18 protein-coding genes are annotated in these 17,927 nt (G+C 66.9%); 10 read left to right on the forward strand and 8 right to left on the reverse strand.

From position 1 onward, the window contains the following. Nucleotides 1-14: 14 nt before the first annotated feature. Genes GV790_RS19580 through GV790_RS19595 form a run of 4 tightly spaced genes read left to right on the forward strand, consistent with a single transcriptional unit; the run spans nucleotide 15 to nucleotide 5,777 of the window. The gene (locus GV790_RS19580; protein ID WP_014349841.1) at nucleotides 15-1,517 is read left to right on the forward strand and encodes a site-specific integrase; all 1,503 of its coding nucleotides are present in this window, start codon (nucleotides 15-17) and stop codon (nucleotides 1,515-1,517) included. Continuing rightward, nucleotides 1,517-3,259, forward strand: a complete 1,743-nt coding sequence (locus GV790_RS19585; protein ID WP_014349840.1) for a hypothetical protein — start codon at nucleotides 1,517-1,519, stop codon at nucleotides 3,257-3,259. The genes GV790_RS19580 and GV790_RS19585 overlap by 1 nt, the downstream gene beginning before the upstream one ends. Further along, the gene (locus GV790_RS19590; RefSeq protein WP_036542375.1) at nucleotides 3,256-5,379 is read left to right on the forward strand and encodes an integrase; all 2,124 of its coding nucleotides are present in this window, start codon (nucleotides 3,256-3,258) and stop codon (nucleotides 5,377-5,379) included. Before GV790_RS19585 ends, GV790_RS19590 begins: the two co-directional genes overlap by 4 nt. Beyond that, a complete protein-coding gene (locus GV790_RS19595) occupies nucleotides 5,376-5,777 on the forward strand; it encodes a hypothetical protein (protein WP_014349838.1) in 402 nt (133 codons plus the stop codon). The genes GV790_RS19590 and GV790_RS19595 overlap by 4 nt, the downstream gene beginning before the upstream one ends. Nucleotides 5,778-6,082: 305 nt before the next feature. Here the strand turns inward: GV790_RS19595 and GV790_RS19600 are convergent, their stop codons facing one another. Genes GV790_RS19600 through GV790_RS19615 form a run of 4 tightly spaced genes read right to left on the reverse strand, consistent with a single transcriptional unit; the run spans nucleotide 6,083 to nucleotide 9,235 of the window. Further along, nucleotides 6,083-6,373 carry a hypothetical protein gene (locus tag GV790_RS19600; RefSeq protein WP_048833161.1) on the reverse strand — a complete coding sequence of 97 codons (291 nt, stop codon included), beginning with the start codon at nucleotides 6,371-6,373 and terminating at the stop codon, nucleotides 6,083-6,085. Continuing rightward, the gene (locus GV790_RS19605; protein WP_014349837.1) at nucleotides 6,366-7,121 is read right to left on the reverse strand and encodes a ferredoxin; all 756 of its coding nucleotides are present in this window, start codon (nucleotides 7,119-7,121) and stop codon (nucleotides 6,366-6,368) included. The genes GV790_RS19600 and GV790_RS19605 overlap by 8 nt, the downstream gene beginning before the upstream one ends. Beyond that, nucleotides 7,106-8,290, reverse strand: coding sequence for a cytochrome P450 (locus tag GV790_RS19610; RefSeq protein WP_048833160.1), 1,185 nt, complete (start codon nucleotides 8,288-8,290; stop codon nucleotides 7,106-7,108). Before GV790_RS19610 ends, GV790_RS19605 begins: the two co-directional genes overlap by 16 nt. Before the next feature lie 33 nt (nucleotides 8,291-8,323). Next, a complete protein-coding gene (locus GV790_RS19615; RefSeq protein WP_014349835.1) occupies nucleotides 8,324-9,235 on the reverse strand; it encodes an SAM-dependent methyltransferase in 912 nt (303 codons plus the stop codon). 366 nt (nucleotides 9,236-9,601) lie between these two features. On the opposite strand from GV790_RS19615, the gene GV790_RS19620 reads away from it, so the two are divergent. Both GV790_RS19620 and GV790_RS19625 read left to right on the forward strand, forming a co-directional pair. Beyond that, entirely contained in the window at nucleotides 9,602-10,879 is a 1,278-nt protein-coding gene (locus GV790_RS19620; protein ID WP_231856041.1) for a helix-turn-helix domain-containing protein, read from the forward strand. Nucleotides 10,880-10,899: 20 nt separating this feature from the next. Continuing rightward, the gene (locus GV790_RS19625; RefSeq protein WP_014349833.1) at nucleotides 10,900-11,610 is read left to right on the forward strand and encodes a creatininase family protein; all 711 of its coding nucleotides are present in this window, start codon (nucleotides 10,900-10,902) and stop codon (nucleotides 11,608-11,610) included. Nucleotides 11,611-12,249: 639 nt separating this feature from the next. Here the strand turns inward: GV790_RS19625 and GV790_RS19630 are convergent. Together GV790_RS19630 and GV790_RS19635 are read right to left on the reverse strand one after the other, a co-directional pair. Then, nucleotides 12,250-12,873 carry a mycothiol-dependent nitroreductase Rv2466c family protein gene (locus tag GV790_RS19630; protein WP_014349832.1) on the reverse strand — a complete coding sequence of 208 codons (624 nt, stop codon included), beginning with the start codon at nucleotides 12,871-12,873 and terminating at the stop codon, nucleotides 12,250-12,252. A 101-nt stretch (nucleotides 12,874-12,974) separates the two neighbouring features. Continuing rightward, entirely contained in the window at nucleotides 12,975-13,196 is a 222-nt protein-coding gene (locus GV790_RS19635) for a YgaP family membrane protein (RefSeq protein ID WP_014349831.1), read from the reverse strand. A 110-nt stretch (nucleotides 13,197-13,306) separates the two neighbouring features. On the opposite strand from GV790_RS19635, the gene GV790_RS19640 reads away from it, so the two are divergent. The 4 genes from GV790_RS19640 to GV790_RS19655 all read left to right on the forward strand — a co-directional run bounded on the left by GV790_RS19640 (nucleotide 13,307) and on the right by GV790_RS19655 (nucleotide 16,579). Continuing rightward, complete coding sequence (locus tag GV790_RS19640) at nucleotides 13,307-15,466, forward strand: MMPL family transporter (protein WP_163814780.1); 2,160 nt, start codon at nucleotides 13,307-13,309, stop codon at nucleotides 15,464-15,466. Nucleotides 15,467-15,538: 72 nt separating this feature from the next. After that, on the forward strand, nucleotides 15,539-15,808 hold the full coding sequence (locus tag GV790_RS19645; RefSeq protein WP_014349829.1) for a metal-sensitive transcriptional regulator: 270 nt from the start codon (nucleotides 15,539-15,541) through the stop codon (nucleotides 15,806-15,808). A 51-nt stretch (nucleotides 15,809-15,859) separates the two neighbouring features. After that, nucleotides 15,860-16,111 (forward strand): YgaP family membrane protein, encoded by a 252-nt coding sequence (locus tag GV790_RS19650; RefSeq protein WP_014349828.1) that lies wholly within the window; start codon nucleotides 15,860-15,862, stop codon nucleotides 16,109-16,111. 48 nt (nucleotides 16,112-16,159) lie between these two features. Next, a complete protein-coding gene (locus GV790_RS19655) occupies nucleotides 16,160-16,579 on the forward strand; it encodes a DUF302 domain-containing protein (RefSeq protein WP_014349827.1) in 420 nt (139 codons plus the stop codon). Nucleotides 16,580-16,816: 237 nt separating this feature from the next. Here the strand turns inward: GV790_RS19655 and GV790_RS19660 are convergent, their stop codons facing one another. Both GV790_RS19660 and GV790_RS19665 read right to left on the reverse strand, forming a co-directional pair. After that, a complete protein-coding gene (locus tag GV790_RS19660) occupies nucleotides 16,817-17,359 on the reverse strand; it encodes a PaaI family thioesterase (RefSeq protein ID WP_014349826.1) in 543 nt (180 codons plus the stop codon). A 25-nt stretch (nucleotides 17,360-17,384) separates the two neighbouring features. Beyond that, nucleotides 17,385-17,834, reverse strand: coding sequence for a universal stress protein (locus GV790_RS19665; protein WP_014349825.1), 450 nt, complete (start codon nucleotides 17,832-17,834; stop codon nucleotides 17,385-17,387). Between the last annotated feature and the right edge of the window lie 93 nt (nucleotides 17,835-17,927).

The following is a 17,927-nucleotide window of genomic DNA, read 5'->3' on the forward strand; positions in this document are numbered from 1 at the left end:
CATAGAGGAGGGTGATGTCCAGGTTGTGGACGGTGCATTGGGTTTCCGCGGAGCTGGCTGCTCCGTCCGGTCAGCATCCGCTGCTGGATGAGTGGCGGGATCTTGTCGAGCGGGAGGAGTCCTTCGGGCTGGATCCGGGTGACCCGTTCATGGTGGATCCGGACTTCCGGGTGGATGCGCGGTTGACGCGCTACTTCGGCCGGTCGTCGTTTGCGAACCTTCGCAAGGCGACGAAGCGCTCGTACACCACGGATTATCGGGTGTTCTTCAATTTCTTGTGGAGCCGCGGGAAGTACTGGGATGCAGCAGATTACGATGATTTGCTCGACTTCGAGGATTGGCGGCGGCGGTCGCCGCGGAACATGCGGCGGATCAGCGGCTCGAAGTGGAACCGGGAGTTGGCGGCGCTGAGTCGGCTCTATGGGTGGGCGGTCAAGCAGGGGTTTGTGGCCGAGAGCCCGGTCGGGGTCAAGACGGTCCGCAACCGCTACGGGGACCTGGTGGAGGTGGCCGAGGCGCGAGCGAAGGACGTCCGTTCCTCGAACGTGAAATGGTTGACGCCCAGGGCGTTTCGGTTGTGGCGCGATGTCGGGCTGCGTGGCTACACCGCCGAAGGCCGCATGGACCCGTCCTGGCGCGGCCGTCACGACGACCGCAATGCCGCGTTCGCCGACCTGCTGTTGAGCAGCGGATTGCGGCTCGGGGAGGGCGGGTCGCTGTTGACGATCGAGCTGCCTGCCTCGGCGAATACGCCGCAGCGGTACGTCGAGGCGCGGCTGGCAGCGGCGGTGGCCAAGAGCAAGCGGGCCCGCACGTTCTACATCTCCGCGACCGTGCTGCGGGAGGTCGAGGCGTATTGCGCTACGACCCGCAGGGGGGCGATCCGGCGGGCGCAAACCGCAGGCCGTTACGACGCGTTGGACGATATCTGGCTGGTCGTCAAGCAGTCCGGGTGGCAGCAACGGGTGCTGCATTGGCGCGACCGGCACGGCCGGACCGGGGAACGCCGGATCGATGCGCTGGAGCCGGACGAGCGGCGGCGGCTGTTCGTCCAGAGTGATAGCGGGTTGGAGCCGCTGTGGTTGTGGCTTGCCGAGGACGGGACCCCGTTCGGTGCCCATTCCTGGGAGGCTGTGTTCCGGGCGGCATCGCGGCGTTGCGCGGTGACGCTGGCGGGGGTGGTGCCGGATCCGCCGTTCGCGACGCCGCATATGGCGCGGCATTCGTTCGCGCTTTACATGCTGGTGGCGTTGCATCGGGCGCTGGACATGCGGCTGGATCTGACGCCCGAGGAACGCCGCGACTACATGCTGCTCTACATGTCGCCCTGGCGGATGGTCAAAGACCTGCTCGGGCACGCGAGCGAACAGGTTACCCGCGATATTTACCTGGCCCCGGTCTCGGACCTGGAGGTGCGGTCCCTGTTGATCGAGGACGACGATCCGGATGTCGCCGAACTGCTGGCGAAGCTGGCGGCGGCGTCGGAGCGGATCCTCGATGCCGAGGTGGCCGGCTGATGGCGCGAGGAGTGCACGCCGGGCTGCCGGCCGAAGGGCACCGGCGGCCATCGGTGCTCGACGATGCCGCTGCGGTGGTCACGCACATCAGCGAGAAGGGTGATCAGCGGGCGATCTTCGACTTCGGTGCGTTGCCGGTGTCGGCTGCGTTGCAGCGATCTCTCGCTGCGGCGTTTGCGAGCCGGATCTACCCACCGGGGGAATGGCGATCGACGGCCACGAGCACGGAGGTGTGGTTCCTGGTCCGCACGTTCACCCGGTGGCTCGCGCAACTGGACCCCGCACCACAGTCCATCGCCGACATCACGCCGGCGGTCTGGAACCAGTGGAGGGTCAGTCGCGCGAATAAGACGTTGGGACAAAGACAGATTCGCAAGATCGCAGCACTGCTGAAGCGCGATGATCAGCTTCCCGAGGCGACTCGCGAGGCGGTGCTGCGACGGGTTGCTTACTCGGGTGCCACGGAATCGGCGTATTCGCCGGAGGAATTCGAGGAGATCAGACAGGCTGCGGCCGGCCACTTCCGGCGGGCCTGGCAGCGGATCGCCGAGAATCGGGCGCATCTGGATGCCTGGCGGTCGGGCGCGTTCGACGACGGCAGCCGCGAGTGGGTGCTGGGTGAAGCGCTCGACCATTTGGCGCGGACCGGGGATGTTCCTGTTGATGTCGGCGCGGACGGACGTCGTCGGGTCGTCGAGCCCTACCTGGATGCGCTGGGCGGGACCAGCTCGGAATGGACCTGGCGGCGGCTGTTTCTCGACCGAGTCGAGATGGTCTCGCTGGTGACGCTGATCGTGAGTGCTCACGGCTGGAATCTCACGGCCGTCTCGGAGATGGTGGTTCCGCAAGTGCTGTCCGCGTCAGCGCCGGGTGAGCCGATCGTCTATCGGGCCGAGCTGGAGAAACGGCGGCGTCACACGGCTCATCGTTACGAGACCCGCAATCTGACCGACTGGGGCCCGAACTCGCCAGGACGGCTGTTCACCCGCGCGATCGAGGCCACCGCCCCAGCCCGTGACCTGTTGCGTGCTCACGGCGCTGCGACCGATCTGCTCATCGTCTGGCACGTTCATCTTCCTCTGCTGGTCAACGATCGCGCTGCGCTGCTGCGCACCGGCATCGGCATCGTCAACCCGGTCTTCCGTCGATGGAGCCAGGTGACCGGGGCCGGGGAGCTGAATCTGCGTCGTTTGCGGCGCACGGTGACCGTCCTGCATCGGCGCACTCCCACTCAGCACAGCCTCGACGTTCACGACCGCGTCTACGTTCTGCGTGATCCGGCCACGCACCGGCGCGCCGAAGCGGTGATCGCCGAGGGGATCGCCGATGCCGTCGACCACGCTAAAGCTGTTGTCGCGGCGAGAGTTACCGATGATTCCTGCGCAGGTGACGTCGGCACCGACACTGCCACGGCGAACTGCGGCGACTACACTCACAGCCCGTTCAGCCCGCACGGATCGCCTTGCCGGGCATCGTTTCTGCTCTGCCTGGCCTGCGCCAACGCGGTGGTCACACCGCGGCATTTGCCGCGCCTGGCCTACTTGCACCAGGCACTGGAAAGCCTGCGCACCGTTCTACCCACCCGGACCTGGGAGCACGATTGGCGCGAGCACCACAGCCGGCTGACCCAGCTCAAGGAGAGTTCGTTCACCGCAGCAGAATGGGCCGACGCGCTGAAGGCGGTCAACGCCAGCGACCGCACGTCCATCGAATTGTTGCTGCGCAAGGGGTTCGACTCGTGACCGCACCATGGCGGCAACCAGCTCTGCCCGCTCCCGCCGATCCGGTGGTCGATCCGGCAACGGTCACCGAACAACGCCGCGAGCTCATCCCCCGATTCGGTGATCCGGTCTGGTCGCTGACATTCATCAGTGACAATCCGTCGACTACCAGCGACCGGATTCAGTGGCAGACTTTCCCTGCGGAGTTGCGTGAGCAGTTCCGTCACGCGGTCTGGGCGCTGCTGAACTTCCCGGTCCCGGACACGGTGCTCACTCGTGGAGGCTCGACAATGCGGGCGCGGCTGAGCCCTCAACGGATGTTCGGCACCGCCATGACCTGGCGGGTATTCGCAACTTGGCTCAGCGAGCGCGGCATCACCGAACTGGCCCAAGCAACCACCGATGTCCTTGCCGACTACGGAAACTACGTGGTCAAGACCCGTAAAGTCGCGCGCAACACCGCCACGAGCCACCTCATCGCGCTGACCCGGCTCCGCGCGTTCGCGCCTTACCTGCCGACCCGCTCGCGCATCGGCGTCCCGCCCTGGGAGACCGAAGGTTTCGACGACTATCTGCCCGCGGCCACTGCCGCCGGTGAGAACTCGACCGAGCCGATCAGCCCGGCCACCATGGGTCCGCTGCTGATCTGGGCATTGAAGTTCACTGAAGAGTTCGCCGACGACATCCTCGCGGCCCGAGCCGAGGAACAACGACTGCGGCGAGTCGTCGCCCAGACACCCGACACCGACCTGCCCCGCGGAACGCCGCCGGCACTGATCGCCTACCTCGCAGATCTGGAGGCAACCGGGAAACCCTTGCCCACGCATACCACCCTCCGATCGGGCGCCGCGGCCACCTATGTCGCCGCGATCACCGGCACCCCGCACAAGAAGGTCCACCGCGTTCTGAAGACTCCACGCTGGCAGCGCTATCGCAAGACCAACCCCGGACGTTGTCCGCTCGACATCCCGATCACCGGCTTGATCGAGGGCGATCCCTGGGTCAGCGCCATCGACTTCGACCAGGTCGAGCCATTCGTCCGGCTGCTGACCACCGCGTGCTTCGTGGTCATCGCCTACCTGACTGGGATGCGCCCGAGCGAAGTACTCGCCCTCGAAGTCGGCTGCTGCCCCGAACCACGGCCAGGCCGCGACGACAGCTCCGGCGGCCGTCGCCATCTCATCCATGCACGGCATTTCAAGACCGCCCGCGACGCCGACGGCAATCATCGCTCCGCTGGTGAGTTGCGCGAAGTCCCCTGGGTTGCAGTTCCACCCGTGGTCACCGCCATCAGGGTCCTGGAACGCCTCAACGGCCCTGCCGGACTACTGTTTCCCGCCCAGCGCGGTGAAAGGCAGGGCCGGTCGCCGGTTCGCGGCACCGTCGTCCAGTGGGTCGAGGGTTTCGTCGACTGGGTCAACGAGCACACCGCCAAGCACGGCCGCGGGGTCGCTATCCCTGCCGACCCGCACGGCAACATCGGCACCGCCCGGTTCCGGCGGAGCCTGGCCTGGCACATCGCCCGCCGACCCGGCGGCCTGGTCGCCCTCGCGGTCCAATACGGGCACATGCGCACGGTGATCAGCGAGGGCTACGCCACCCGCCAACGCGACGGCATCCACGAGCTGCTGGACCTGGAAACCGCTCGCGCGGTCGCCGAACAACTCAGCGAGGTCCACGACGCCCTCGACCACGGAGAGGGCGTCTCCGGGCCCGCCGCCCGGCGGCTGATCCGCGCCGCGCACGAGCAGCACGACCGCTTCGGCGGTCTGGTCACCACACCCCGGCAGGCCAAAGCCCTGCTGGCGGATCCGGCGCTGACCGTGTTCGACAACGCCGACGCCTACCTCGCCTGCAACTACGACCCCGGCAAGGCCCTCTGCAACCCCGCCAACGCCAGCGGGCCCACCCCAACACCGAGCCTGGACCGCTGCCACACCAACTGCTCGAACATCGCCCGCACCGACACCCACGCCCGACAACTACGCACAGCGGCAAACCAGATCCGCGCCCAGGCTGATTCGCCGCTCGTCCCGCAGCCTGTCGCCGAGCGGCTGAAACACCGCGCCGCCTCACTGATCGAGCTTGCCGACACCCACGACCGCACCCGCATCACAACCACCGATCCGGAGCCACGATGACCACCGACCAACGCAGCCAGATCCGCGCCGCGATCGACCGGCTGCTGGCCGGGACCCCGCTACGATCCGACGGCGCTCTCACCGTCGTCGCCCTGGCCGCCGAGGCCGACGTCAAACGCCACGTCCTCACCCACCGCCACACCGACCTCAAAGAGGAGTTCTACGCCCGCGTCCGCGCGCAAGGACACACCCCCGCCAGCGAACAGCAACTGCGCGACGAACTCGATTCCACCCGGCGCAAACTCACCGAAGCCCGCAAGAAGATCCATGAGCTCGAACAATCCGTCGAAGCATTCGCGCGAATCGTCAACGTCCTCACCGTCGAAAACGACCGCCTTACCCACACGTCCGGGCGCAGCATGCGAACCGTCATCCCGCTCAATCCCGAGACGAACTGATGCCCGCTATCCGGCCGCGGCGGGTTCCTCGTCGTTGCCGAACAGCAGCAGCTGCCGGGACACAGTGCTGGACTGACCGATCCGGCGCAGGCATCGAGCGCAGGTGACTTCCGCTCTAGTCGGTGCCAACGCTGTCGGCGACCAGCCCGCGACACCCGTGTGACAGAGAAGTTCGGGCACTTCCTCGTCCCCGACCCATTGCCCGAGGCGGACCGCATGAACCGTCCGCCCGGACCGCACGACAGCATGCACGCCCGGCGCACCGAACACCGCCCGAGTCGAAGCGGCGAGTGGGGCTATATCGGTCACGCGACCACCATACGGTCGGGCACCGACAACACAGGCGGAGAATTCGGGCAGCTCAGTCTCGGCAACGACCTCTCGTCAGTCCGTTCGGCAACACAGCCAGACTTGACAGGGAACACCGCTTCCTCGGCCGCCTGCGCCGCTGACGCGCACACGATGGCGGGCCCGTCGATCGCGGCAGTGGTGCAGTTGTAGCGGCGCAGCTCGAAACCGTGAGCATCCAGGCGGGCTGCGACGGCGTTGGCCATGATCCCGGCGCCGAGTATCGCCACCGTACGCGGTTCACTCATCGCCGCTGTCCTTGCCGTAGAGCAGCCACACCATCGTCGGCTGCCACTCGACACGAACCTCGAGCTGCGGGTATCGGGCGACCACATCGACCGAGGCGATGCAGGCGTCGACCTCACCGTGAGCGGCCGCGCGGGCGGCCAGCGGCTTGGCGTTCACCGACACCAGCTTGGCTCCCGGTGCGTGCCGGTTGGCGAAGATCCGGGTCGCCGGATGGGCGGCCACACTCTCCACCGGTGCCGAGCGCGGCAGATCACGCCGGACCGCGAGACACATCGGCTTGGTCAAGCTCTCCCAGCAGCGGTGCAGCCGCAATACCCCGCTATGCGTGAAGTGCTGATCAACCCAAGAATCGGTGGTCCGGTCGTGCGCGTCCAAAGTCAGGTATCCAGCCGCGACCAGCGCCCGCACTCCACCCTCGGCCGCGGCCGCCATGGCGTCGGCGAAAGAATCCACCAGGCGCACTACCGATGCGTGCCGGCAGGCTTCGGCCTCGGCATCGGTCCCCGGCGGGCCCAGAGTCACGATCGGCGAATCATGCCCGAGTCCTGTCGGTTCCCGCTCGCACACCGTGATCGCATCGTTAGGGCAGCAGGCGGCCGCGGCGCGGGCCTTCTCGATGCACACCATAGTGCCGTCGCCGGTGGCCGTGGCGAGGCCGTCGACGAGCTGGAGGTGGTCGGTGGCGATCGGCAGGCACACTCCGGTGCCCGCGCAGCGGTTGTGGTCGATGATCAGTCTCGCGTCCATGCCACGTCCAATCGTTCGAGGGAGCGCACCACCCGGCCCGCCCGCCAGGTCCCGCCATCGGCGGGATCGGCGAGTCGCAGCCCCGGCAACCGGGTGGTCAAAGCCTCCAGGGCTATCCGTGCTTCCAACCGGGCCAGGCCCGCACCGACGCAGAAATGAGTGCCGTGCCCGAACGCGAGATGCGGCAGCCGCGTCCCGCGGTCGAGCACGAAGGTGTCCGGGTCGTCGAAGACCTTCGGGTCGCGGCTGGCAGCGTGAGTGACGGGGATGACTGCCTCCCCGGCGCGGACCAACACGGGCCCGAGCTGCACATCGGTGGTTGCCGCGCGGGTGAATCCGCCGCCGACTCCGGCCGGCACGAACCGCAGAAGCTCCTCCACCGCAGAAGGGATCAAGGTGGGCTGCTCGATCAGCTGATGGAACCGTCGCGGGTCGCGAAGCAGAGTGAACACCGCGCTGGACAGGAAGACCGTCGCTGTGCCCCGGCCACCGATCAGGCAGGCGATGACCAGGTTCAGCACTTCGGCGTCGGTTTCCTCGGATTGACCCAGCAGCCCGAACAGGCCGATCGGGTTCTGCGCGGCCATCTCTCGGGTCAGCTCTTCGCACTGCGAGCGCGCCGCCGCCAGTGTCTCCGGTGTCGCGTCACGGGCACTGAGCGCGTCACCCAGCAGGAAGATCTCTCGGCGGAAGCACTCAGGGACTGCGAACATGTCGCAGATCACCGAGGCAGCGAACGGCTCGGCGAACCCGGACACAATGTCGGCAGGCTCGCCACCAGCGATGAACTCATCGACAAGCCGATGCGCCAGCTCACTCGCCCCCGGCGCGATCGCAGCTACCCGGCGCGGGGCGAACATCGGCGCGATCAATGTCCGCAAGCGGGTATGCCGCGGCGGGTCGGTCGCCAGAATCGCCTCCGGAGGCAGCACCTCGGTCGAGAGGCGCGCTACATGCGGCTGATTCGCCCGTTCCCGGGAAAAGCGGGAGTCGGCCAGCACCTGGCGCACCAGCCCGTGATCGGTGACCAGCCAACCAGTGGCACCATTGGGCAACTGCACCAGGGTGACCGGTCCGCAGTGGCGATACTCCGGTTCGAGGTCCATCGCGTGCCGCTGTCCGAACGGATATTGCAGCGGGCACGACAATTTCAGTTGGCCACTTTCCATTACTCAGCCCTTCGTGCATTGGAGATTGAGAAATCAGTAACGCCAGCAGGTTTCGTGCGAGCGCTGGCGCTGAGCGTCAGCATTTCGCCGGATGAAGGGGTTCCCCGCCACTGACGACGACTTCTTGATGGCGACCCCGCCGAGCATCAGCCGTTCTTCCGGGAACCGCTCGCGCACTGACGGTCCCATCGGCCACCACTCCTCGAGCTCCACCAGACCAGGCTTGATCAGCTCCAGACCACCGAAGTACGACATGAGCTGTTCTCGCGTGCGATACCATCCCGAACCCAAGCCCATCTCCACGAACTGCCGCTGCAGTCGCACCGCCAGATCCGCGAGGTCGGAGCCGTCATCCGGGTTCCAAAAATGGGTGATGGCAACGTAGGAACCCGGCGGCAGCGCGTCGGTGTATCGACGCATGATGCCGACGGGATCGAGTTCATCGTCGACGTGATGCAGAATCCCGCACAGAATCAACCCCAACGGGCGCTCGAGGTCGAGGTAACGGGAGACTTCGTCATTCCCGAGCACCGTGTCCGGCTTGGTCAGATCCGCGGGCACGAACCGCGTGTAGTCGTTTCTCGCGAGCATTGCCTGCCCGTGCGCGATGCAGACGGGATCGTTGTCCACGTACACGACCGTCGCGCACGGGTTCTGCTCTCGAACGATCTCGTGGGTGTTGCAGGCTGTCGGGAGTCCGGCGCCGATATCCAGGAACTGGTCGATGCCGGCTACCCCGGCCAGGTACCTGGCTACTCGATGCAGCCAACGACGGTTCATCTTCGACACATCACGCTGCCGTGGCGCTACCCGGAGGATTTGTTCGAACGCAGCGCGATCGACGTCGTAGTTGTCCTTGCCGCCCAACGAGTAGTCATAGACGCGGGCGATACTCGCCCGGCTGGTATCCACACCGACGGGCGCTCGCACTCCGGTCAGCGACACAGGAGAAGACATGTATTCCTCACTCGATCAACTCAACTCGCGGGCTAACAGCGACGGGACGCGCTCCGGGCTGAGACGTCCGCGCCTCGGCCTGGAGCAGTGCGACGCTCTGGCTACTCGATCTTTTGGCCCGCTGGGTTGAAACCTGTTGGGCTGCTGGTTCTTGGCTACGATTCTGTGGATGCGAGAACAGGCGTAGAAGCGCCGAAAATGAATAGGTCTTATTCATCCGAGGAATATGGTCCCGGCAAGGGGAAGGCCCGAATGATCACTGATCCTCACGTCCCGAATGACCGATGCCCATGGTGCGGCGGCCGTCCCGGGTCGACGATGCTGTGCGTGAGGTGCCGAGGAAACGCTGACCAGGTGCCAGACCTGCCTGACCATGCGTGGTGGTCGGGCGACCTGCGCCGGGCACTGGATGCTCGCGATATCGGTGCGGTGATCCGCGCGTTCCGATACCACCCGTACCACGCGCGAACGGTGTCCCAGCAGGACATGGCGCGGTGGCTGTCGATCACCCAGGGATACCTCTCTCGCATCGAGACAGGTCGCGTGCCGGTGTCCAACCTCAACACACTCATCAGTCACGCCCGCACGCTTCGAATACCGCCGGCGCTCCTCTGGTTCGACCTGCCCACCCCACCTGACGAGAACGTCTCGCCAGCGCGTTCGCCGAGGAAACCCAGCCTGCTCCCCCCGCGACTCGCGGCGTTGGTATCCGCCCCCACGGAGGACCAGTTGGCCGACACCCTGCTCACCAATCTAGGCGGGTACTCCGCCCGTGACCAACTGGCCGGACCACACGGCGTGATCGAAGTCGTCCGCCATGACTTCGCCTTCATCAATGACCGGCTGACCTCCGCCCGAAATCGCGGACCCCACCGGCTGCTATACACCGCAGGCCGCTACGCCGAATTCCTGAGCTGGCTCTATCAGGACTGCGGAGACCTCGACACCGCTGGCCACTGGTCCCGAATCGCGCTGAACCACGCACAGCATGCCGAGGATGCCCAGTTCCGCGCGTACACGCTGATGCGCAGCTCGAACATCGCCACCGATGCCGGCGACCCGAGCAAGGCGAAACAATTCATCGACGCCGCGCTGGCCCATTCCGCTGCGCTCACCTCACGCCAACAAGCCGCACTCCTTCGCCAACGGGCCCATGTTTCAGCCCTACGCGCGACCCACTCGAAGGCGCGCGAGGACATGCGGGAATGTGTCGACGCGCTGGCCCGCGCCACTGAAGCCGCAGCGGAAGCGACTACTGATCCGGATGATCTCGCCGGCTACTGCTCACCGGAGTACGTCACGATGGAGGCTGCGCACTGCTGGATCGGACTCGGGCAACCCGAGCAAGCTCTGGCGATCCTCCAGCCGCGCTTGGCCGCGTGGAGCACCGAAAGCCGCCGCGACCTCGGGATGGGGCTTGCGCGCCTGTGCACCGCCTATGCCGGAGTAGGTTCGTGGGAGGAGACCCTGGAGGCGGCGAGTTACGCGGCTACCATCGTCGCCGACACCCGGTCGCACCGAACACTGGCACAGCTACACGCCACCGAAAACGTCCTGGTCGCGGCGGGCCAGCCGGATATTGCCCGGGAGCTGGCGCACTGCGTCCGTGCCGTGCAACGTGCGCATCCCTAGCGAGAGTAGGAGCCCTCCGAGTGGAGCTGATCACCACCGCAACCTCGACCGACATCGCCCGCGCCATGCCGACGATTGCGGTCTTGCCGGTCGGCAGCTTCGAACAGCACGGTGACCACCTCCCGCTCTCCACGGACACGATCATCGCCTGCCTGATCGCCCGCGCCCTTGCCGACGCCTATCCCCTCTTCCTCCTGCCACCAGTGACCATCTCCTGCTCCCATGAGCACGAACAGTTCGCCGGCACCCTCAGCCTCAGCCACACCACCCTCACCGCGGTGATCACCGATATCCGCGCCTCCCTCGCGCGCTCCGGCATCACCACTCTGGTGCTGGTCAATGCACACGGAGGCAACTACGTCCTCAATAACATCGCCCAGGAAGCGAACATCACCGGCCGCAACGTGGTCATCTACCCCGGCCGCGACGATTGGAACCAAGCCCGGGTCGCCGCCGGGATGGACACCGACTCCCACGACGACATGCACGGCGGCGAACTCGAAACCTCGATACTGCTCCACGCGGCACCCGAGCTGGTCCGGCCTTCCTTCCGGGACTCCGACCACGACGCTCCGGCCCGGCAGCATCTCCATCTACTCGGCATGGGCGCGTACACCAGCAATGGCATCATCGGACGTCCCTCAGCAGCCACCGACACCAAAGGGAAAGCGGCACTCGATGCACTTACCCGGGCATTCTCGGACTACATTGCCCTCCTCCAGCACCCATAGTTCGACGATTCCACGCCAACCGCCGCTACCGGACGAGTCGAAACATTACGGCAGGATCGTCATGCGTTGCTCATTGCCACTCCGCAACGGTATTCCGGCCCCAGACCACAATGTAATCCATGACACACCGACACGACACGACGTCGAGGAGCCGGGGACTGCTGCCCCCGTACTGCTTCGGTACGCGCTTCTGCCAAATCTCGAACGTCGAGGGCTAGGCGCCATGTTAACGGCGACCTCACGGACAACACAGATTGAACAGCTAGGTCAGAATCATTTTCGGGTCCCACCGTCGCCGTCACCGACTCTCGTACCCCGGCCATGGAGCTGGGGCAGCGAGCTTCAACCTGCGGTCACCAGCGATAACGAGGGCGCACACTGTTGAACTGGGCGAGACTGCCTATGTAATCACCGCGAACACTCAAATGGTCACCGAATCCCTGAAAGGGCGTGATGGTTCCGCCTCGCAGAGAAGCCCCGTGAACGCCACCATTTTGGTGACCGATGCCGCCCTGGCTTCGGCCACTCGCTGTCCGGCACCAGTTATCGGGGATGACCTGGCGCGGAGGGCCTCAATGCGGGCGCCGCAGCCGGACCAGGTGGTTTTGCCGCAGGCGGGGCATCGGGCCGGTGAGCACATCAGTGACCCTCCTCGGTGGCGGCGCCGTTGATTCTCGGCGGGCCTTGGTAGGGGCGATGCAGGGCGGCGAATCCCGGGGTGGTCGCGGCGGTGACCAGGGCGGCGAGCAGGTCCGGGCCGCGCTGCGCGGTCGGGGATTCGGTCAGGACGGGGCCGTGGAAGCCGTGTCCGTCGATGACGATGATCGGACTGCCGCCGGCGCTGCCGAGCGCGTCCTGACTGGCTCGGTGGGTGTTCGCGAGTTCGGCGTCGAGGGTGGTGTCGTCGGTACGTTGGGCCAATGCCGGATCCAGGCCGGCCTCGGTGAGTGCGTCGGTGATCGCGTCATGATCGATCTCGTCGCCGCGAACGTGCAGTCGTGTCCCCAGGGTCTCATACAATCGCGCGAAGGCCTCGCTTCCGGCGGTGTCGGTCGCCGCGGCGAAGACCCGGCCCAGCCGACGTGATCGCTGGATCATCGGCTTGTGATCGGCGTCGACGTCGCCGCCTTCATTGAGCACCGCCAAGCTCATCTGTTGTAGCCGCACAGTGTGCGGACCGGATTCGGCGGCGGCGAGCAGCCACCGCGAGGTCACCCATGCGAACGGGCAGACGGGATCGAGATAGAGGTCGATTTCGGCCATCGACGGCCTCCTGAGGGAAATGGTAGGAACGGCGGCTGGTGTCTTGGCGCGAGCCGTGGGCCGCCGCGCAGGGTTTTGATGCGGTGCGAAAGTTGGGCCGATCAGTGGCTGCTGCGGGGTCGGCCCTGCAGGTCGACTCCGAACACCGGACCGAGCAAGCAGAAGTTGAACACTCCCGCCGCGATCGGGACCAGCCCGATGATCGCCACCACGATCCCGGCGGTCCCGCCCACGAGGAGCAAACCCGCCGCGATTACCACGATTCCGGCGGCGATGCGGGCCAGGCGCCCGGCGGTACTTCGCATGAATTCGACGATGCCCATAACGCTGCACTCCTTCGACGCAGAGACAGGGGTTGCGCCCAACTATACCCCCTGGGGTATGGTCGGACTCGACATTCAATATACCCCATGGGGTATCAAAGGAGGGTCGGATGACCGAAACGAAGCTCGATACCGCCCCGGCGAAACCACCCCGCACGACTTCCGGGCCAGGAATGCTGGGTCGGTGGGGCGCGTTCATGGCCGGGCGCACCCGGGCAGTGATCGGGATATGGCTGCTGGTGCTGATCGCACTGGGCGCGGCCGCGCCGAGTGTGTTCACCTCCCTGGCCGGGGCCGGGTGGCAGGCCAACGGCTCGGAATCGGTCCGCGCCCGAGAACTCGCCCAGCAGCATTTCGGCGGTAACTCCTCGGCCGCGGTGCAGGTGGTGATCCATTCCGACACCGCCACCATCGGCGACCCGTCGATGGCACGGGTGGTCGAGCAGGTCACGGCGGTCTTCGCCGGGGACGAGCGGATTGGGCAGGTGATCGCCCCGCAACCGGGGTTCACGATCAGCCCTGATGGACACACCGGCATCGTGATCGCGGGCGCCAATGCCTCCACCGATGACATGGTCAAAGCCGTCGACGAGCACAAAGCCGCGTTGACCGCGCTGTCCGAAGACGGGATCGAGGTGTATCCGACCGGGGCGTCGGCGTTGTGGAGCGATTTCAACGCCGCCAACCACGACGCGATGATCCAGGCCGAGATGCTGTCGTGGCCGGTCACCCTGGCGATCATGGTGCTGGCGTTCGGGTCGCTGGTCGCGGCCGGGCTGCCGCTGCTGCTGACCCTGGCCGGGCTGGTCGCCTCCGCGGGGGGGCTGGTGCTGCTGAACCAGATCACCCCGATTTCGGTGTGGGCGATGAACTTCGCCATGATGTTCGCCCTGGCCCTGGGCATCGACTACGCGCTGTTCCTGGTCGCGCGCTTCCGCGATGCGCTGGCCCGCAGCGGCGATGCCCGCGCTGCGGTCGCCGAAACAATGGACACCGCCGGCAAAGCCGTCCTGCTTTCAGGGCTGACGGTGCTGGTGAGCTTGTCGGCGGTGCTGATCGTGCCCGCTCCCGCCGTGCGGACCATGGCGGTCGGGATCATGCTGGCGGTGGTGTTCGTGCTGGCCGCGACCCTGACCCTGTTGCCCGCCGTCCTCGGCGCGCTCGGCGCCAAGGTCAACGCCGCCGCGCTGCCGTATGCGCGTCGCCAGCAGCATCGCTCGCCGGTGTTCGCGCGTTGGGGCCAGATCCTGCACAAGCATCCGTGGCCCTTGGCCGCGGCGGCGCTGGCCATCCTGATCGGGCTGGCCGCACCGGTGTTCGGGCTCAAGACCGCGATGCCCTCGATCGCGGTCGTGCCCGCCGACGCGCCGGTGCGCCAAGGCTATGAACTGATCGCCGGCCAGATGGGTCCCGGCGCCCCGGGCATGCTCTCGATCATCACCCCCGCCGCCGACGCGCAGGCCACCGCAGCCATCGCGCGCGCCAGCGACGGCATCGTCATGCTCACCCCGCCCCAGTCCGCCGCCGACGGCGCTGATCTGGTGATGATGCAGGCCATGCCCGCGGTCGATCCCTCCGCACCGCAGATGGCGGGAATCCTCGACCAGCTGCGCGCCGACCTGCCCGCCGACGCGGTGGTCGGTGGCGCGGCGGCAGAAAACCTCGACCTGCAACAAACCCTCGACGACTATCTGCCGATCGTGGTGGGCATCATCTTGGTGCTCGGATTCGTGTTGTTGCTGATCGCGTTGCAGGCCCCGCTCATCGCGGCTCTGGGCACCCTGGTCAGCCTGCTCTCGACCGCGGCCGCGTTCGGCGTGGCCAAACTGATCTTCCAGGACGGGCACGGCGCCGAACTGCTCGGCTTCACCCCACAGGGGTTCCTCGACGGGTGGGGGCCGGTGTTCTTCTTCGCGATGATCTTCGCCATCGCCATGGACTACACAGTGTTCCTGCTGGCCACCGCCAAAGAACACTACGAACGCACCGGCGACCCCCACGCCGCGCACGTCGACGGGCTCGCACACTCGGGGCGGGTCATCTTCGCCGCCGCGGCGGTCATGGTGGCGGTGTTCTTCACCTTCGCCCTGGCCGACCCGCTCCCGCCCAAGGAGATGGGCATCATCCTGGGTGTCGCGGTCCTGCTCGACGCGATCCTGGTGCGGCTGGTGCTGTTGCCGGTCATGCTGCGCCTGACCGGGCACGCCGCCTGGTGGAGCCCGGCGTGGCTGACCCGGGTGCTGCCCACCATCAGCTTCGCTCACCACTGACGTGCGCAAACCCCGCCCGAAATACCCCGTAGGGTATTCTGGGGGGTACGGCACGAGAACGGAGACACCACCATGGTCGGCGACGAGAACAGCATCGCACCGGTACTGAACCGGCTGCGTCGCGCACACGGACAGCTCGCGGGCGTGATCGCGATGATCGAGCAGGGACGCGACTGCAAAGACGTCGTCACCCAGCTCGCGGCGGTCTCACGTGCCCTGGACCGGGCCGGATTCAAGATCGTCGCCACCGGACTACGCGAATGCCTGGCCGGACAACCCGGCGAAGGCGCCGACCCGATGACCGTCGAGGAACTGGAAAAACTGTTCCTCGCCCTGGCCTGACCCCCACCCGCCCCGGTCCTGGACACGGACCCGGGCAAGGAGGAAGCACACATGACGCTGCCCACGCGACCGCGCACCTGGACCATCGACCGAGTGGTGCCGCTGCTGGCGGGAACGCTGATCCTGCTCAGCGCCGCCCTGGCCGCGACACTCTCACCGTGGTGGCTGGTACTGACCGCCCTGGTCGGGGCCAACCTGCTGCTCTACAGCGCGCTCGGCTGGTGCCCGGCCAGCCTGCTCATGGCCCGCCTCGGCCTGCCCGCCGGCACCGCGACCTGCACGGCCCCGCTCCCGCACAACTGACCACCGCCACACCCCACGCGTCACCGAACCGAGAAAGCGAGTCCGCACATGACCGACACCGGTACCGACCTGGGACTGTCCACCACCGTGACCGCCAGCTTCGCCGATGCCGTCGACGCCGCCAAGCGCGCGCTGGCCGAACAGGGCTTCGGCGTGCTCACCGAGATCGACATGCAGGCCACCCTGAAAGCCAAACTCGGCCACGACATGGAGGACTACCGCATCCTGGGCGCCTGCAACCCGCCCCTAGCCCACCGCGCGGTCGAGATCGACCGCCAGATCGGACTGCTGCTGCCCTGCAACGTCGTCGTGCGCCGCTCACCCGACAACGACACCGACATCATCATCGAGGCGATGAACCCCCAACTGATGGTGCAACTCACCGGCCAACCCGCGCTGGCACCGATCGCCGCCGACGCCGCGGCCAGGTTGCAGGCAGCCATCGACTCCCTGCACCATAGGCCCTGACCCCGCGCCAGCGCAGCGGCCAGCCGTAATGGGCATTGCCCGAACGCGGCGACTATCGCCAGGTTCTGCAGGAGCAGCTTGCCGAACGGGGTCATCCAAGCCGTCGGCTGCCTGGACCGCGCAACGCGTCACGCACGGGCAGGGTCGGTGAGGGTCTCGCTTTCGCATGTTTTGCGCGACGAACCGGTCGATCTCGATGTTCTGCTGGCCGAACTGCTTCCCGAACAGAGCTGGGCGTTATCGGTGTGCGGGGGTGGTGTGTTGTGGGTTCAGGAAGTGGTCGATGTCGACGATGAGGAACAGGGCGGTGGCGGTGGTGACCACGTGGGCGTGGTCGTTTTCGATGGTGGCTTGGAGGTGGAGTTTGCGGCCGTCGCGGGCGTGGATGTGGGCGCGCAGGGTGTAGGGGGTGTCGAGCAGGACGGGGGCGAGGTAGTCGATAGCGAGGTGGCGGGTGACGGCGAGTTCTCCCACGCTGTAGAGCAGGAATCCGAACAGGTCGTCGAGGACGGTGGCGACCGCGCCGCCGTGGGCGATCGCGGGGGCGCCGACGTGGCGGGCGTCGAAGCGGTGGTGGGCGTGGACACCGTGTGCGTCGCGGCGGGGGCGCAGGTGGTGGCCGTGTGGGTTGGCCGGTCCGCAGCCGAGGCAGTGGTCGTGGTGGGGCGGGAGGTCGGCGGAGTCGGGTGCGACCACTGGAAAGGCAGGGATCCAGTTCTCGCTCCCGAAGGTTTCGGATCCGGGTTCGTGTGTGCCGGTGCTGGGTGTGTCCTCGGTCATGGGCGCTTTCTGCGGGGATGTGTGGCTACGGGGTGGTGGTGAAGAGGATGTCGCAGTGGGCTTTGCGGGCGAGCTCGATCGGTGGGGTGGTCAGCAGCCTTGCCAGCAGCGGTGGCCGGTGGGGGTCGGCGGTGACGATGAGGTCGGCGCCGGTGGCGGCGGCCAGGTGCAGCAGCGCGTGTGGGGTGGGTTGGTCCAGGATGTGAGTTTCGATGTTGGTGGCGCCGTGGCTGATCGCGTGCTGGTGGGCGGTCCGCAGGATGGCGTCGGTGGGAGTGGTGCCGCGTAGCTGGTAGGCGTCGGGTCCGAGCCGGTCGAGGTCGGCCCCGAGATCACGTTCGTCGATGTCGTGGCGGGCGCAGATGATCAGGAGCCGGGCGTGGGTGGCGTGGGCGAGTTCGGCGGCGTGGTCGACCACATGGTAGGAGCGGTCGGATCCGTCGGTGTCGACGATGATCGTGCGATAGGCCGTCATGACGGGCGTCTTTCACGAGAAGGGGTATCTCAGGGGGATGGGGTGGACGGGTGCAGGTCGCGGTGCCGGCGGGCAGGCCGAGGCGGGCCATGA

The sequence above is a fragment of the Nocardia cyriacigeorgica genome (assembly GCF_010858045.1).
Taxonomy (GTDB): domain Bacteria; phylum Actinomycetota; class Actinomycetes; order Mycobacteriales; family Mycobacteriaceae; genus Nocardia; species Nocardia cyriacigeorgica_E.

Coding starts and splice junctions, on each gene's coding strand:
- GV790_RS19665 (WP_014349825.1), bottom strand. CDS start 17,834: ATGACGGCCTATCGCACGATCATCGTCGACACCGACGGATCCGACCGC.
- GV790_RS19640 (WP_163814780.1), top strand. CDS start 13,307: ATGACCGAAACGAAGCTCGATACCGCCCCGGCGAAACCACCCCGCACG.
- GV790_RS19645 (WP_014349829.1), top strand. CDS start 15,539: ATGGTCGGCGACGAGAACAGCATCGCACCGGTACTGAACCGGCTGCGT.
- GV790_RS19580 (WP_014349841.1), top strand. CDS start 15: ATGTCCAGGTTGTGGACGGTGCATTGGGTTTCCGCGGAGCTGGCTGCT.
- GV790_RS19600 (WP_048833161.1), bottom strand. CDS start 6,373: ATGAGTGAACCGCGTACGGTGGCGATACTCGGCGCCGGGATCATGGCC.
- GV790_RS19635 (WP_014349831.1), bottom strand. CDS start 13,196: ATGGGCATCGTCGAATTCATGCGAAGTACCGCCGGGCGCCTGGCCCGC.
- GV790_RS19650 (WP_014349828.1), top strand. CDS start 15,860: ATGACGCTGCCCACGCGACCGCGCACCTGGACCATCGACCGAGTGGTG.
- GV790_RS19630 (WP_014349832.1), bottom strand. CDS start 12,873: ATGGCCGAAATCGACCTCTATCTCGATCCCGTCTGCCCGTTCGCATGG.
- GV790_RS19605 (WP_014349837.1), bottom strand. CDS start 7,121: ATGGACGCGAGACTGATCATCGACCACAACCGCTGCGCGGGCACCGGA.
- GV790_RS19610 (WP_048833160.1), bottom strand. CDS start 8,290: ATGGAAAGTGGCCAACTGAAATTGTCGTGCCCGCTGCAATATCCGTTC.
- GV790_RS19655 (WP_014349827.1), top strand. CDS start 16,160: ATGACCGACACCGGTACCGACCTGGGACTGTCCACCACCGTGACCGCC.
- GV790_RS19660 (WP_014349826.1), bottom strand. CDS start 17,359: ATGACCGAGGACACACCCAGCACCGGCACACACGAACCCGGATCCGAA.
- GV790_RS19595 (WP_014349838.1), top strand. CDS start 5,376: ATGACCACCGACCAACGCAGCCAGATCCGCGCCGCGATCGACCGGCTG.
- GV790_RS19585 (WP_014349840.1), top strand. CDS start 1,517: ATGGCGCGAGGAGTGCACGCCGGGCTGCCGGCCGAAGGGCACCGGCGG.